Raw genomic sequence first — 14,541 nt, 5'->3', positions numbered from 1 at the left:
GCCGTGAGCGCCGTCGCGGGTTCTCCGCTGCCGTACTGGCGGCTGTCCGGTTTCTATTTTGCCTACTTCGCCCTGTTGGGCGGAGTAGCGCCTTTTCTCTCACTGTATTTCGAGTCCCTCGGGTTTGAGCCCGCGCGCATTGGCGAGCTGGTTGCCATTCCGATGCTGATGCGCTGCATTGCGCCCAATCTCTGGGGTTGGCTGGGCGATGCGACAGGTCAGCGCCTGTTGATTGTGCGGGTGGGCGCGCTGCTGACGGCGCTGACGTTTGCCGGCATTTTCTGGCGGCAGGACTACTGGTGGCTGGCGGCGATCATGGCCCTGCACAGTTTCTTCTGGCATGCCGTGCTGCCGCAGTTCGAGGCCATTACTCTGGCGCATCTGGGTAGCCAGTCTTCCCGTTACAGTCAGCTCCGGCTTTGGGGGTCAGTGGGGTTCATCCTTACCGTCGTCTTGCTCGGCATGCTGCTGCAGCGCGAGGGGATGGGGGTTTATCCCATGGCCATGCTCGGCATCATGCTGCTGATCAGTCTGTGCAGCGCGCTGGTGCCAGCGCCACCGCAGCAACCTGCCGCTGCGCAGGAGCACGCTGACGGCTTCCTCCGGCGACTCTGGCGGCCGGGTGTACCGGCATTCTTCCTGTGTGTGGCGCTGATGCAGCTCTCGCACGGGCCGTATTACACCTTCCTGAGTATTCACTTGGAAGCGCTGGGTTATGGGCGCGGGTTGATCGGCGCGCTCTGGGCGCTTGGAGTGGTTGCGGAAATCCTGCTGTTTCTGGTCATGCATCGGGTGCTGGGTGTGTTCAGCCTGCGGGCGCTGCTGGTCGCCAGTTTCCTGATCGCGTCATTGCGCTGGGTATTGCTCGGCACCCTGGCCGATCATTTGTCCGTGCTGATCTTTGCCCAGATCCTGCACGCGGCCACCTTTGGCGCCTTCCATGTAGCCGCCATTCACTTCGTTCAGCAACGCTTTGGCGAAAGGTATCAGGGACAGGGGCAGGCGCTTTATGCGACGCTGGCGGGTGTGGGCGGTGCCTTGGGGGCGCTGTATTCAGGATATGCCTGGCAGGGCGTTGGCCCTACGCTGACATTCGGGGTGGCGGCTCTGGCAGCATTGGCTGCGGCGGTCATCCTGAGCCTGCGGCTGCGAGAAGCGGACTGAGCACGGGGGATTGATGAGCATACTGGCAATATACGACGGTGGTGATCTGCAGTGCCCTCGACGGGTGCTGACCCATCTTGAGGATATCCAGTGCGCGCTGCAGGAGAGGGGGCTGTCGCTGACCATTGCAGATGCCGAGCCTCAGCCCGCCGCTGTCAGCCGCATACATGATGCTCATGGCATGCCGGCCTACCAGCAGGTGGAAGAGCAGCTCACCGAGGCGAACCTGTTTTGCTGCGGCGCTGTGGTGCGAACGGTGCAGGCTGGACGGCTGCGGTTATGCCTTGGTACCGGCGCTTGGGCAATGGTGATTGCGCTGCGCGCGGGTGACCGTATTTCTCTGCCTGCAGGCCTTGAGCAGGCCATCTTGCCCGCCGCCGGTACTGACTGCCGCTGGCAGGACAGCGCAGCCGAAGACTCGGCATTGACGTACCATCCGCTTGAAGCGCCAACACTGTCGGGCTTGTTGCCATTGGATATCTGACTTCTCCGCATGATCTATAGTGTGGTGGACACACCAACGCCAAGGGGGAAGGCAATGAACATGGGAACAGGTGGCGGTCTGCTTGGGCTGCTGATCTTGATCGGGGATATCTGGGCCATCATCAATATTTTGCAGAGTCGCTCCGAGATGGGCATGAAGCTGTTGTGGATTCTGCTGGTGGTGCTGTTGCCACTGCTGGGGTTGATTATCTGGTTCGTCGCTGGCCCGCGCGGAAGCAGGGCATAGAAAAGGCCCCGGTGCGAAAGCACCGGGGCCTTTTTCGTTACACTTGGGGCTTTATTTCTCGACGAAGGCGCGCTCAATCACGTAGTGGCCCTGGTCGCCGTGGCGGGCTTCCTTGAAGCCGTTGGCGTCGAGAATTTCACAGCAGTCCTTGAGCATGCTCGGGCTGCCGCACAGCATGAAGCGATCCTGTTCCAGATCGAACTGCGGCAGGCCGATGTCGGAAAACAGCTTGCCGTTGCTCATCAGGTCGGTCAGGCGGCCCTGGTTGCGGAACGGCTCGCGGGTCACCGTCGGGTAGTAGATCAGCTTTTCACGTACCAGATCGCCGAAGTACTCGTTATTGGGCAGCACGTCGTTGATCAGATCCTGATAGGCCAGGTCGCTGACGTTGCGGCAGCCGTGAGTCAGGATCACCTTGTCGTACTGCTCGTAGGTTTCCGGGTCCTGGATGATGCTGATAAACGGCGCCAGACCGGTACCGGTGCTGAGCAGATACAGGTTGCGGCCCGGGATCAGGTGATCCAGCACCAGCGTGCCGGTGGGCTTGCGGCTGATCATGATCTGGTCGCCTGCATTGATGTTCTGCAGGCGCGAGGTCAAAGGGCCATCCGGCACCTTGATGCTGAAGAACTCCAGCGTGTCTTCGTGGTTCGGGCTGGCGATGCTGTAGGCGCGCATCAGCGGGCGGCCTTCGACTTCCAGACCGATCATGATGAAGTGACCGTTCTTGAAACGGAAACCGGGATCACGGGTGGTCCTGAAGCTGAACAGAGTGTCTGTCCAGTGGTGCACGCTGAGTACTTTTTCGGTGTTGAAGCCTGACATGTCGCCTCCAGTAGTGAAGATCTCTTGGTCGGCGAGTCTACGCGGGGTTAATCTATCGGCTAAACGGATAATTCATATATGACTATTCGGGAAAACCGATTATGAAATACACCCTTCGCCAGCTTGAGGTATTCCTCGCCACGGCTTTCCATGAAAACCTCACGCGTGCAGCGGCCAGCCTGTCGATGTCGCAGTCGGCGGCCAGCAGTGCATTGAAGGATCTGGAAAGCCAGTTTGATGTGCAGTTGTTTGATCGGGTAGGCAAGCGATTGCAGCTGAACGAGCTGGGCGAAAGCATCAGGCCGCGGGCTGAGGCACTGCTTGAGCAGGCGCGCGGTCTGGAGAGTGCGCTGGCCCGGCACCAGGAGCTTGGTCACCTGCGGGTCGGCGCGACACTCAGTATCGGCAACTATCTGGCGGTCGAGATTATGGCCCGTTATATGGGCGAGCAGGCCGGCGCGCGGGTCGAGTTGGAGGTGGCGAACACCGAGGCCATCGTGCGCAAGGTGGCCAACTTTGAGCTGGATCTGGGGCTGATCGAAGGGGAGAGTCGACACCCTGATCTGGAGATGATCCATTGGCGTGACGACGAGCTGGTGGTGTTCTGTGCACCGGATCACCCGCTGGCCGGCAAGCCCTGGCTGACCGACGACGATTTGCTAAGCGCTGCCTGGATCGTGCGTGAGCCCGGTTCCGGTACCCGCCAGCACTTTGAGTGGGCGATGCACGGCCTGCTACCCGAGCTGAATATCAAGTTGGAGTTGCAGCACACCGAAGCCATCAAGCGGGCGGTGGAGGCAGGGCTTGGTGTGGGCTGCCTGTCCGAGATTACCCTGGTGGATGCGTTCAAGCGCGGCCGGCTGGTACCGCTGCCGGTGCCCCATCGGGACTTTCATCGCCGGTTTTACTTCGCTCTGCACCGGCAGAAGTTTCGCAGCGCCGGGGTGGAGCGCTGGCTGGCGTTGTGCAGGGAAAGTACAGAGGGATTAGCGTAGGGCCGCCGCATGCCGTGGCCGGCTTTTTTGGTATGCCTTGGGGCGGCGGTCGCGTCATGTCGCGCCCCTGCGGTTTTCGTGGGGGCAGCAAAAAAGCCGCAACGCTTGCGCGCTGCGGCTTCGTTTACCGCCAGCAATGATCAGTTGCTGCTCAGCACCAGCTCGCCATCTTTTAGCGGGATGGTAGCGCCGGGTTTGTGGTCCATGCGCACGGTACCGGTTTCGTCACCGATGCGGTATTTGACGTTATAGCCAACCACTTCATCGTGGCTGTCGTAGACGGTCTCACAGCGGCGCTCGGTGGTGGTGTAGGTGCTGTTGTTCTGCATGTTTTCCTGGATGCGGTTGCCTGCGTAACCACCGGCTGCGGCGCCGGCTACAGTGGCAATCTTCTTGCCGTTGCCGCCGCCTACCTGATTACCCAGCGCGCCACCCACTACAGCGCCGGCGATCGTGCCAAGAATTCGATTCTGGTCCTGTACCGGCTTCTGCCGGGTGACGGCGACATCGTTGCAGACTTCGCGCGGGGTACGCTGGGTCTGGGTGATCTCGACAACATCAAGAACGTCAGCCTCGGTGGGAGTTCTGTCCGCAAAGGCGGTGTAACCGGCAATGGCGCCGCCGGCCGTGGCCAGAGCCGCGCCGACCAGAATGCCCGTCAACATAGACTTGTTCATGATGGATACTCCTTTATGTCTATGACTGTGTCCGCGATCTTGCGGTGTATGCGCATATGGACTGCTGTCGGCCTGATCCGGTTCCCGTAGCTCGCCTCGAAACGTCAGCTTTGTGAACGGCTTGGCGCTTCAGTGCTGTTGTGCAAAGCCGCCGCTTGCCAGCAGCTCGCGAAAGCGGTGCTCGTCCACCGGCGGGCTGAACAGGTAGCCCTGGAACTGGTCGCAGCCCTGGGCGTGGAGGAAGTTCAACTGGTCGCGGGTTTCCACGCCTTCGGCGATCAGATCCATATGCAGGCTGGAGGCAATGGCGATGATGGCGCGAATAATCTCGGCATCGTTGGCATTGCCGGTGCAGTCGCGCACGAACGACTGATCGATCTTCAGCAGGTCGACTGGCAGTCGCTTGAGGTAACTGAGCGAGGAGTAGCCGGTGCCGAAGTCATCAATGGAGAAATGCACGCCGTGCTGGCGCAGTTCGTTCATCTTGTCGATGGTGTCGTTGATGTTTTCAATGACGATACCTTCGGTGATTTCCAGGCTCAGGCAGCGTGTCGGGATGGCATGCTGGCGGATAGCACCCAACACGTCGCCCACGAAGTTGGGATGGCGGAATTGCCTGGGGCTGATGTTTACGCTGAGGCAGAATGTGTCGGGGTTGACCAGTTGATCTGTCAGCAGCCCGGCGATGCACTCGCAGGCCCGGGCAAGAATCCAGCGGCCGGCATCAAAGATCAGGCTGCTTTGCTCCAAGACGTCGATAAACGCTGATGGACCAATCAGGCCGCGTTCAGGATGCTGCCAGCGCAGCAGGGCCTCGGCACCGAGAATCTTCTGGCTGCCGTAGACTACCTGCGGCTGGTAATGCAGCCTCAGCTGGTTGTCACTGAAGGCCTTGCGCAGCTCCGACTCGATGGCCAGGCGTTCGCTGGCAGCGACCTGCATGGCCTGTTCGAAGAAGGCAATGCCGTCGCGACCGTCCTCTTTGACCCGGTAGAGCGCGATATCTGCGCGCTTGAGCAGGTCTTCGGCGCTGTCGCCATGTTCCGGGATCAGGGCAATACCGATACTGGCGCTGAGTCGCAGGGCGTGACCTTCAATCTGCATTGGCTCGGAAATGGTATCAAGCAACGCCTGCGCAGTATTGGCCACCTCCTGGCGCAAGGCTGTACCGCTGGAGTGCAGGCCGCTGAGCAGTACAACAAATTCGTCTCCGCCCAGCCGGGCCACGGTGTCTTCAGCACGGGCGCGGCCGAGCAGGCGGCGAGTGACCTCCTGCAGTACGGCATCACCACAGGAGTGCCCGAGCGAGTCGTTGATATGCTTGAAGTGATCCAGGTCGAAAAACAGCAGTGCGCCACGCAGAGCGTGGCGTTGATAGAGCGCATTGAGCTGACTCAGTCGATCACTTAGCAGCAACCGGTTTGGCAGGTTGGTCAGCGCATCGTGGTAAGCCAGATGTTTGACCTTGGCTTCAATGCGTTTGTGTTCGGTGACGTCTCGCGCCGTAAGCAGAACGCACTGCAGTCCCTCTACGTTCAGCGGCTGGGCAGATACGGCTACGGTCAATTCGCTTCCCGCGCGATTGCGCATGCCCAGCTCTCGATGGTAGACCCCGCCTTGCTGGTCCATCTGGTAAATCAGCTCCTCGAGCTGGCCTGGCTCCACCCAGAGGTTGAGTTCGTCTGCACTGTGTCCGATGGCGTCCTGCTCGCGATAGCCGGTCAGGCGGCAAAACCCGTCGTTTACCTCCAGATAACGTCCGGTCAGTTTCTCGCTGATGGTGATGGCATCTGGGCTGCCTCTGAAGGCTCTGGCGAACTTGTCCTCGGAGGCGCGCAGGGCGGCTTCCGCCTGGGTGCGTGCGGTAATGTCGCGGAAACTGAACAGCACGCAGGTCTGACGGTTGATGCGCAGGCGGGTGGTTGATGTCTCGCAAAGCAGCAGATGGCCGCTGCGTGTGGCGAAGGTGAAGTGTCTTTCGAGTAGCTCTTGCGCGCCCGTTGCGGCCTCGTTGAGTGCTGCGTCTGCCTCATGGTTGCTCCACAGGCCGGCTTGCTTGGGCGTGCGCCCGATCAGGTCGGGTAATGGATAACCGAAGGTTCGGGAAAAACTCTGGTTGACCTCGATAATCCGCTGGCTTTCGCAATGGATCAGGCAATAGGCGTCAGGCGCACTCTGGAACAGCATGGAAAACTTGGCTTCGCTCTCGGCCAGAGCGTTCTGGCTTTTGCGCTGATCAGTAATGTCCATAACCGTGCCGATGATGCGGGCAGGCTGCCCGGCAGAATCCAGGTGCAGGGTGGCTGTGGCCTGCAGCCAGCGTACGCTCTTGCCGTGCGGCACCCTGTAGGTTACGAGGTAGTGGGGTTGATGGCCGCGACAGATGGTAACCAGCGCGCGACGAATGGCCCGTTTGTCTTCGCTGACGATCCGTCTCAGAAAGGCGCGTGCCGACCCCTGCCACTCGTCGGGCGCAAGGCCGTTCAGCTCAGCGGCACGGGCGGAGCAATGCAGGGTGTCACTGCCCGGTTTCCAGTCCCAGATGCCCATCTGCGCGGCATCCAGTGCCAGTCGCAGGCGTTCCTGGCTATCTCTCAGGGCGCGATCCCGGTTTTTCAGCTGGCCGGTACCGTGCACCGTCACTATCAGTCTGCGCCTGTTCTGGTGCAGGACCGTTTCGGCATGCAGTGAAACGTCGCTGCTCTGGCCGCCAGGTAACCGGACTCTGAACTCCTCGCCCTCCAGTACCCCGCCATTGACCAGTCTGGCGTGCAGGCGGTCGCTGACCGAGCGCGGCAGCAAGCCAAGCTCCGCGACGGTCCGGCCCTGACAGTCCTCATTGCCAAGCCCGCTGAGGCGTTCGAAGCTCGGATTGACCTGCAGGATACGGCGGCTGTCCAGGTCCAGCATCAATTGCGGGACGTTGCTGCTGGTGAATTCGTCAGTGCAGGAGGGCAGTGGCGATATGACCGGAAGCAGGCTGAGCAATATGCGTTGCCGGCCGTTGCTGTCGATCCTGTCCATGCTCAGGCGGCACTGCTGCAAGTTGCCGTCACGACCCAGCAGGTTTATGGGTCGGTCGCGCAGGCAGCCCTCTTGTTCAAGCGCGCTGATCAGGGCGCGCCAGTGCGCCGGGCGACCCCAAAGCGGAAAGCGGGCGACGGGCTGGTTAAGAACGTGGTCCGGCTGCCATTGAAAGTGTTGGGTGAAGGCCCTGTTGAGGTCGATGATCCGCTGAGAATCTGGTTCGATCATCAGGGCAGGGCAGGGCATGCCGTGAAACAGCAGATTAAAGGGCGTCTCTGACCCGTCTACGGCATCTGGTGAGTAAGTGCCTGTATTGCCTGGCATTGGTTTCTGATCCATTCAGTGGGGCCGTCTTGCCCCGGCGCCGCTTCAGCCCCGCAAATTGCCGGGCTGTTTGGCTGATTCCTTCCTTCCTTGAAGATAGCCGTGCGCATGCGGTTGGACAAGTAACCGAAAGTCGGAATCAGTCTGGATGCTGACGGGCGTCTCGGAGCAGTTCAATCAGCGCCCGGGCGGCATTGGACTGGGTGCGACCGCTGTGCCAGATGCAGCCGAGCTCACGCTGCAGGTGAACGCCCGGTAATGACAGGACGCTGACCTGGCTGTCCAGCATGCTGCGTGGGAGAACACTCCAGGCCAGGCCGATGGAGACCATCATTTTGATAGTCTCCATATAGTTGGTGCTCATGCTGATCTGTGGTTGTACGTGATGACGCTCGAACAGGTCGCTGACCACCTTGTGCGTAAAGGTATTGGTGCCGGGGAAAACAGCCGGATAGTCGGCCAGCTGTGCCAGATCGAGCGTTGGCTGGCGGGCCAGCGGGTGCTCCGGGGCGATGACAAAGTCGAGCGGGTCGTGCCAGATCAGCTCGCTCATCACCGGCGCCTCGACTTCGGGGGCAAGGGTGATCACAGCAAGTTCGATTTCGCCGTGGAGCACCTTGTCGTAGGCAACTTCGGAGTCGAGAAACTGGATGTCGAAGGACACCTGCGGATGGCGGCGGGTGAATTCGCGCAGCACCGGGGGCAGGCGATGCAGGCCGATATGGTGGCTGGTGGCAATGCTCAGGCGGCCGGAAACTTCGCTGGATAGATTGCTCAATGCCCGGCGCGTATCATTGAGCAGGCTGAGTACCTGTTCGGCACGCGGCTTGAGTGCCATGCCAGCTTCGGTCAACGATACGTGGCGGCCGATGCGATCAAACAGGCGCGCATCGAGTTGCTGCTCCAGCATGGCAATGCGCTTGCTGACTGCGGGCTGGGTCAGATGCAGCTGCTCGGCGGCACGGGAAAACGAACCGGTTTCGGCGACGGCAAGAAAGGCTTGCAGGTTGGCGGTGTCCATCTCGCATTCCAGTTGGTTATCTGTTTTATAAATAATATTCCTTTGTTTTATCTCTGGGTAAAATTTATTCTGTGCCCAGTGAAAGAGCCGCCGCAGGGCCTGCAGTTGCAGGAGACGGTGGCCACAGTCTGATGCCCAGGAGTAACCCATGTCTGCGAAAACGCTTTACGACAAGCTGTGGGACAACCATCTCGTCAAACAACGGGATGATGGTTCCGCGTTGATCTATATCGATCGTCACATTCTCCACGAAGTGACCTCGCCACAGGCGTTTGAAGGGCTGCGACTGGCTGGCCGCAAACCGTGGCGCATCGACGCCAATATCGCGACCCCGGATCACAACGTGCCGACTACCAAGGCAGAGCGCCAGGGCGGTCTGGAAGCCATCGCGGATGAAGTGTCGCGTATTCAGGTCAAAACCCTGGATGAGAACTGTGACGACTTCGGCATCCTCGAATTCAAGATGAATGACGTGCGTCAGGGCATCGTTCACGTTGTCGGCCCGGAGCAGGGCGCAACCCTGCCGGGCATGACCGTGGTTTGCGGCGACTCGCATACCTCCACCCACGGCGCATTTGGTGCGCTGGCGCACGGTATCGGCACCTCTGAGGTTGAGCATGTGCTGGCCACCCAGTGTCTGGTCGCCAAAAAGATGAAGAACATGCAGGTGCGTGTTGAGGGGCAATTGCCCTTCGGCGTCACCGCCAAGGACATCGTGCTGGCGGTGATCGGCAAGATCGGCACCGCGGGTGGTAACGGTCACGCGCTGGAGTTCGCCGGCAGTGCGATTCGTGATCTGTCGGTCGAAGGCCGCATGACCCTGTGCAACATGGCCATCGAAGCCGGCGCCCGTGTTGGCATGGTCGCGGTAGACGAAAAGACCATCGAATACGTCAAGGGCCGTCCGTTTGCGCCGCAGGGTGCCGAATGGGACCGCGCGGTCGAGGCCTGGAAGGATCTGGTGTCCGACGCTGATGCGCACTTTGACACCATCGTTGAGCTGCGCGCCGAAGACATCAAGCCGCAGGTCAGCTGGGGCACCTCTCCGGAGATGGTGTTGGCCGTTGATCAGAACGTGCCGGACCCGGCCGTTGAGAGCGATCCGGTCAAGCGCGACTCCATCGTGCGCGCGCTCAAGTACATGGGCCTGACCGCAAACCAGCCGATCACCGAGATCAAGCTGGATCGCGTGTTTATCGGGTCCTGCACCAACTCGCGGATTGAAGACCTGCGCGCGGCGGCGGCTGTGGCCAAGGGCCGCAAGGTGGCAGCCAGCGTCAAGCAGGCGCTGGTTGTCCCGGGCTCCGGTCTGGTCAAGGCGCAGGCCGAGAAGGAAGGGCTGGACAAGATCTTTATCGAAGCCGGTTTTGAATGGCGTGAGCCCGGTTGTTCCATGTGTCTGGCGATGAACCCGGACCGCCTGGAAAGTGGCGAGCATTGCGCATCCACGTCCAACCGCAACTTTGAAGGTCGTCAGGGCAATGGCGGGCGCACCCACCTGGTGAGTCCGGCAATGGCCGCTGCCGCAGCGGTGACCGGTCGTTTCATTGATGTTCGCGAATTGATGCAGGCCTGAGGAGTGCCCCGATGAGAGCTTTTACCCAACATACCGGCCTGGTCTGCCCGCTTGATCGTGCCAACGTCGATACCGATCAGATCATTCCGAAGCAGTTTCTGAAGTCGATCAAGCGCACCGGTTTTGGTCCGAACCTGTTTGACGAGTGGCGTTACCTGGATGTCGGCCAGCCGAATCAGGACAACTCCCAGCGGCCGATCAACGAAGATTTCGTGCTGAACTTCCCACGTTACAAGGGTGCCAGTGTGCTGCTGGCGCGCGAAAACTTCGGCTGTGGTTCGTCCCGCGAGCATGCGCCCTGGGCGCTGGATGAGTACGGCTTCCGCACGGTGATTGCACCGAGCTTTGCCGATATCTTCTACAACAACAGCTTCAAGAACGGCCTTCTGCCGATCATCCTTTCGGACGAGGCGCTGGACGAGCTGTTCGAGCAATGTGAGGCCACCGAAGGTTATCAGCTGACGGTCGACCTGCAGGCGCAGACCGTAACCCGTCCGGACGGCAAGCAATATGCGTTCGAGATCGACGCCTTCCGCAAGCATTGCCTGCTCAACGGTCTGGATGATATTGGCCTGACACTGCGTGACGCCGATGCGATCAGCGCCTTCGAAGCCGGCCACAGGCAGCGTCAACCCTGGCTGTTTCGCGACGCCTGACACGGGCTGCACCTGAACAATGGGTGCACTGCGGCTGGCGCGGTGCACCATGAATGATTACGAGGAAACACATGAGCAAACAGATTCTGATCCTGCCGGGCGATGGTATTGGTCCGGAGATCATGGCCGAAGCGGTCAAGGTGCTGGAAGTGGCCAACAGCAAGTTCAATCTCGGCTTCGAGCTGAGTTTCGACGACCTGGGTGGTGCTGCATACGACCGTTACGGCGTGCCGCTGGCTGACGAAACCCTGGAGCGCGCCCGTGCCGCTGACGCGATATTGCTGGGTGCAGTTGGTGGTCCGAAGTGGGACACCATCGATCCTGCGCTGCGCCCTGAGCGTGGCCTGCTGAAAATTCGCTCCGAGCTGGGTCTGTTTGGCAACCTGCGCCCGGCGATTCTGTATCCGCAGCTGGCGCAAGCCTCGACGCTCAAACCGGAAGTTGTCTCCGGCCTGGATATCCTGATCGTGCGCGAGCTGACCGGTGGCATCTACTTCGGCAAGCCGCGCGAGCGCACCACGCTGGAAAACGGCGAGCGCATGGCTTTTGATACGCTGCCCTACAGCGAGAGCGAAGTGCGCCGCATTGCCAAGGTCGGTTTCGACATGGCAATGGTCCGCAACAAGAAGCTTTGCTCGGTCGACAAGGCCAACGTGCTGGCGTCCAGCCAGCTGTGGCGCGAAGTGGTCGAGGAGGTGGCCAAGGATTATCCGGAAGTCGAGCTGTCGCATATGTACGTCGACAACGCGGCCATGCAGCTGGTCCGTGCACCGAAGCAGTTTGACGTGATGGTGACCGACAACATGTTCGGCGATATTCTCTCCGATCAGGCCTCCATGCTGACAGGTTCAATCGGCATGCTGCCTTCGGCGTCGCTGGATGTGAACAATAAGGGCATGTATGAGCCGTGTCACGGCAGTGCGCCGGATATCGCCGGCCAGGGTATCGCCAACCCGCTGGCAACCATCCTGTCGGTATCCATGATGCTGCGTTACAGTTTTGCCCAGGTAGCGGCGGCTGATGCCATCGAGCAGGCGGTCAGCCAGGTGCTGGATCAGGGGCTGCGTACCGGCGACATCCTGTCTGAAGGGTGCCGCAAGGTCGGTACAGTGGAAATGGGTGATGCCGTAGTAGCAGCACTGAAAAACCTGTAATCTGTTCGACTATCCATTTACGCCCGGCTTCGGCCGGGCGTATGTGTCTTTGAATCTGTTACCCCACGGGGGTTGTTGTTATGAAGCAAGTTGGTTTGGTTGGTTGGCGTGGCATGGTCGGCTCTGTGCTGATGCAACGCATGCGCGACGAGAATGATTTTGCTGATATTGATCCGGTGTTTTTCACCACATCCAACGTGGGTGGCAAAGGTCCGGATATTGGCAAGGACATTCCTGCGCTCAAGGACGCTTTTGACCTTGAAGCTCTCAAGCCGATGGACGTCATCATTACCTGTCAGGGTGGCGATTACACCAGTGAGGTGTATCCCAAGCTGCGCGCCGAGGGTTGGAAAGGCTACTGGATCGATGCGGCCTCTACACTGCGAATGGAAGACGATGCCGTTATCGTGCTGGATCCGGTCAACCGTCGTAACATTGATCAGGCGCTGCGTGATGGTATCAAGACATTCGTTGGTGGCAACTGCACTGTCAGCCTGATGCTGATGGGTCTCGGTGGCCTGTTTGAGCAGGGGCTGGTCGAGTGGATGAGCGCCATGACCTATCAGGCGGCCAGCGGTGCCGGTGCCCAGAACATGCGCGAGCTGATCAGTCAGATGGGCGCAATCAACGCGTCCGTTGCCGATCAGCTGGCTGATCCTGCCAGTGCGATTCTGGAAATTGATCGTACTGTTGCCTCGACCCTGCGCAGTGACGCCTTCCCGGTGGACAACTTTGGTGTGCCGCTGGCTGGCAGCCTGATTCCGTGGATCGACAAGCAACTGCCAAACGGTCAAAGCCGTGAAGAGTGGAAGGCGCAGGCCGAAACCAACAAGATCATCGGTCGCAGCGGCCGTCCGATCCCGGTTGATGGTATCTGTGTGCGCATCGGTGCCATGCGCTGCCACAGCCAGGCGCTGACTATCAAGCTGAACAAGGATGTGCCGCTGGCAGATATCGAAGCACTGCTGGCCCAGCACAACCCCTGGTCCAAGGTGATTCCCAACACCAAGGAAGACACCCTGGTTGGCCTGACGCCGACTGCCGTTACCGGCACCCTGAGTGTACCGGTAGGGCGGCTGCGCAAGCTGAACATGGGGTCGCAGTATCTGTCGGCCTTCACTGTGGGCGACCAGTTGTTGTGGGGCGCGGCAGAACCGCTGCGCCGCATGCTGCGGATTCTGCAGGAAGGTTGATCGCAGCGCGTTTGGCGCGTGTGCGGTAACGATCAGGGCATCCCGTTTCGTCGGGATGCCCTTTGTATTTGTGTAATGCGTGAAATAGATGAAGGGCAGGGTATGAGCAAAGCATCAGGTGTGGCGATTGTCGGTGTCAGCAGTCTGGTTGGCGACATGCTGGTCAACATGCTGGACGAGCATGAGCATTCGTTCTCCTCCGTTGCGCTGGTTGATGTCGACGACGAGGCGGGTGAGCGCCGCATGATCAAAGGCCAGAGTGTTCGGGTTGAAGCGCTTTCCGGCTTTGATTTTTCATCGGTCGCGGTTGCGATCGTCGCAGGCGAGCGGGAATTCGGCCTGCAGTGCATCGGTGCCATTCGTGATGCCGGTGCGCTGGTGGTCGATACGACAGGTCTGCTGGCGGGTCAGGGCGCCAGTGTTGTTGCAGAGGTGAACCCTCAGGCGCTGGCCGATGCGGCGCAGCGCCGTGCAGTATCTTGCCCGGATGCTCAGGTCGTGCAGAGTGCGCTGGTGTTGAAGGCGCTTGCCGGAATGTCGGATCTGCGGCGTGTGAGTATCTCCACCTATCAGTCAATGTCTACCCATAGCAAGGCTGCTGTGGAAGGGCTGGCGATGCAGACCGGTCGACTGCTCAATGGCCAGCCAATTGAGAAGGGCGGTGTCCTCGATAAGCAGGTGGCGTTCAACCTGTTGCCGGCCACCAGCGAAATCGATGCTTCCGGGGCGAGCCGCGAGGAGCGTGACCTGGTAAATGGCGTGATTGATGTGCTCGGGCTCAAAGATGTCCCGGTGCTGGCGAGCTGCGTGCTGGTGCCGCTGTTCTACGGTACCGCCCAGATGATGCAGGTCACGACCGCCGAGCCGCTCGACAGCAAAAAGGTGGGCAACATCCTGCGTCGGGTCAAGGGTATCAAGGTGCTGGACAAGGAGGGTCCGGGCGGCTTCCCGACGCCGGTAACCGATGCCACTGGCACGGATGAGGTCTGGGTGGGTCGGATTCGCCAGGATGTCACTGATCCGAACACCACACATTTGTGGATTGTGTCTGATAATCTTCGAAAAGGTGTCGCACTTAACAGTCTGGCAGTGGCCGGATTGTTGATAAAAGACTATTTGTAATCGATACTTGCTGGTGTTTTTGTATCAAGCAGGTTAGGTTTTGCAGGACAAAGACCGTTTGGGCATGGCGTTGCATT

General features: G+C 60.1%; 13 protein-coding genes. 9 read left to right on the top strand and 4 right to left on the bottom strand.

Going from position 1 to position 14,541, the window contains the following annotated elements:
• Nucleotides 1-3 precede the first annotated feature (3 nt).
• Genes O5O48_RS15880 through O5O48_RS15870 form a run of 3 tightly spaced genes read left to right on the top strand, consistent with a single transcriptional unit; the run spans nucleotide 4 to nucleotide 1,894 of the window.
• The gene (locus O5O48_RS15880; protein ID WP_269687575.1) at nucleotides 4-1,164 is read left to right on the top strand and encodes an MFS transporter; all 1,161 of its coding nucleotides are present in this window, start codon (nucleotides 4-6) and stop codon (nucleotides 1,162-1,164) included.
• Between the two features lie 13 nt (nucleotides 1,165-1,177).
• Entirely contained in the window at nucleotides 1,178-1,648 is a 471-nt protein-coding gene (locus tag O5O48_RS15875) for a hypothetical protein (protein WP_269687574.1), read from the top strand.
• Between the two features lie 60 nt (nucleotides 1,649-1,708).
• Nucleotides 1,709-1,894 (top strand): PLDc N-terminal domain-containing protein, encoded by a 186-nt coding sequence (locus O5O48_RS15870; protein WP_088275208.1) that lies wholly within the window; start codon nucleotides 1,709-1,711, stop codon nucleotides 1,892-1,894.
• Nucleotides 1,895-1,945: 51 nt separating this feature from the next.
• Here O5O48_RS15870 and O5O48_RS15865 read toward each other — a convergent pair whose 3' ends face one another.
• Nucleotides 1,946-2,719, bottom strand: coding sequence for a ferredoxin--NADP reductase (locus O5O48_RS15865; protein ID WP_088275206.1), 774 nt, complete (start codon nucleotides 2,717-2,719; stop codon nucleotides 1,946-1,948).
• Between the two features lie 101 nt (nucleotides 2,720-2,820).
• On the opposite strand from O5O48_RS15865, the gene O5O48_RS15860 reads away from it, so the two are divergent.
• Nucleotides 2,821-3,714 carry a LysR family transcriptional regulator gene (locus O5O48_RS15860; RefSeq protein WP_269687573.1) on the top strand — a complete coding sequence of 298 codons (894 nt, stop codon included), beginning with the start codon at nucleotides 2,821-2,823 and terminating at the stop codon, nucleotides 3,712-3,714.
• A gap of 140 nt (nucleotides 3,715-3,854) precedes the next feature.
• Here the strand turns inward: O5O48_RS15860 and O5O48_RS15855 are convergent, their stop codons facing one another.
• From O5O48_RS15855 to O5O48_RS15845, 3 genes are all read right to left on the bottom strand, one after another.
• Nucleotides 3,855-4,391 carry a glycine zipper 2TM domain-containing protein gene (locus O5O48_RS15855; protein ID WP_088275202.1) on the bottom strand — a complete coding sequence of 179 codons (537 nt, stop codon included), beginning with the start codon at nucleotides 4,389-4,391 and terminating at the stop codon, nucleotides 3,855-3,857.
• 129 nt (nucleotides 4,392-4,520) lie between these two features.
• Complete coding sequence (locus O5O48_RS15850) at nucleotides 4,521-7,742, bottom strand: bifunctional diguanylate cyclase/phosphodiesterase (RefSeq protein WP_269687572.1); 3,222 nt, start codon at nucleotides 7,740-7,742, stop codon at nucleotides 4,521-4,523.
• Nucleotides 7,743-7,881: 139 nt separating this feature from the next.
• On the bottom strand, nucleotides 7,882-8,763 hold the full coding sequence (locus O5O48_RS15845; RefSeq protein ID WP_088275198.1) for a LysR family transcriptional regulator: 882 nt from the start codon (nucleotides 8,761-8,763) through the stop codon (nucleotides 7,882-7,884).
• Nucleotides 8,764-8,911: 148 nt separating this feature from the next.
• Between O5O48_RS15845 and leuC the strand changes: the two genes are divergently transcribed.
• From leuC to O5O48_RS15820, 5 genes are all read left to right on the top strand, one after another.
• Nucleotides 8,912-10,339: a 3-isopropylmalate dehydratase large subunit gene (gene leuC / locus O5O48_RS15840; RefSeq protein ID WP_233049489.1), complete on the top strand. Its 1,428-nt coding sequence runs from the start codon at nucleotides 8,912-8,914 to the stop codon at nucleotides 10,337-10,339.
• Between the two features lie 11 nt (nucleotides 10,340-10,350).
• The gene (gene leuD / locus O5O48_RS15835) at nucleotides 10,351-10,995 is read left to right on the top strand and encodes a 3-isopropylmalate dehydratase small subunit (protein ID WP_088275194.1); all 645 of its coding nucleotides are present in this window, start codon (nucleotides 10,351-10,353) and stop codon (nucleotides 10,993-10,995) included.
• A 71-nt stretch (nucleotides 10,996-11,066) separates the two neighbouring features.
• Nucleotides 11,067-12,149 carry a 3-isopropylmalate dehydrogenase gene (leuB, locus tag O5O48_RS15830; RefSeq protein WP_088275192.1) on the top strand — a complete coding sequence of 361 codons (1,083 nt, stop codon included), beginning with the start codon at nucleotides 11,067-11,069 and terminating at the stop codon, nucleotides 12,147-12,149.
• Between the two features lie 80 nt (nucleotides 12,150-12,229).
• Nucleotides 12,230-13,342, top strand: a complete 1,113-nt coding sequence (gene asd, locus O5O48_RS15825) for an aspartate-semialdehyde dehydrogenase (RefSeq protein WP_088275190.1) — start codon at nucleotides 12,230-12,232, stop codon at nucleotides 13,340-13,342.
• A gap of 102 nt (nucleotides 13,343-13,444) precedes the next feature.
• Complete coding sequence (locus O5O48_RS15820) at nucleotides 13,445-14,464, top strand: aspartate-semialdehyde dehydrogenase (protein WP_160003155.1); 1,020 nt, start codon at nucleotides 13,445-13,447, stop codon at nucleotides 14,462-14,464.
• Nucleotides 14,465-14,541 lie beyond the last annotated feature (77 nt).

Source organism: Halopseudomonas sp. MFKK-1 (genome assembly GCF_027474385.1).
GTDB lineage: Bacteria > Pseudomonadota > Gammaproteobacteria > Pseudomonadales > Pseudomonadaceae > Halopseudomonas > Halopseudomonas aestusnigri.
This window is presented reverse-complemented; position numbering and strand designations above follow the sequence as displayed.

What these genes read in the sequence shown, in the direction of transcription:
- O5O48_RS15875 (WP_269687574.1), top strand. Translation starts at nt 1,178, where the DNA reads ATGAGCATACTGGCAATATACGACGGTGGTGATCTGCAGTGCCCTCGA.
- O5O48_RS15870 (WP_088275208.1), top strand. Translation starts at nt 1,709, where the DNA reads ATGGGAACAGGTGGCGGTCTGCTTGGGCTGCTGATCTTGATCGGGGAT.
- O5O48_RS15865 (WP_088275206.1), bottom strand. Translation starts at nt 2,719, where the DNA reads ATGTCAGGCTTCAACACCGAAAAAGTACTCAGCGTGCACCACTGGACA.
- O5O48_RS15860 (WP_269687573.1), top strand. Translation starts at nt 2,821, where the DNA reads ATGAAATACACCCTTCGCCAGCTTGAGGTATTCCTCGCCACGGCTTTC.
- O5O48_RS15855 (WP_088275202.1), bottom strand. Translation starts at nt 4,391, where the DNA reads ATGAACAAGTCTATGTTGACGGGCATTCTGGTCGGCGCGGCTCTGGCC.
- O5O48_RS15850 (WP_269687572.1), bottom strand. Translation starts at nt 7,742, where the DNA reads ATGCCAGGCAATACAGGCACTTACTCACCAGATGCCGTAGACGGGTCA.
- O5O48_RS15845 (WP_088275198.1), bottom strand. Translation starts at nt 8,763, where the DNA reads ATGGACACCGCCAACCTGCAAGCCTTTCTTGCCGTCGCCGAAACCGGT.
- leuC (WP_233049489.1), top strand. Translation starts at nt 8,912, where the DNA reads ATGTCTGCGAAAACGCTTTACGACAAGCTGTGGGACAACCATCTCGTC.
- leuD (WP_088275194.1), top strand. Translation starts at nt 10,351, where the DNA reads ATGAGAGCTTTTACCCAACATACCGGCCTGGTCTGCCCGCTTGATCGT.
- leuB (WP_088275192.1), top strand. Translation starts at nt 11,067, where the DNA reads ATGAGCAAACAGATTCTGATCCTGCCGGGCGATGGTATTGGTCCGGAG.
- asd (WP_088275190.1), top strand. Translation starts at nt 12,230, where the DNA reads ATGAAGCAAGTTGGTTTGGTTGGTTGGCGTGGCATGGTCGGCTCTGTG.
- O5O48_RS15820 (WP_160003155.1), top strand. Translation starts at nt 13,445, where the DNA reads ATGAGCAAAGCATCAGGTGTGGCGATTGTCGGTGTCAGCAGTCTGGTT.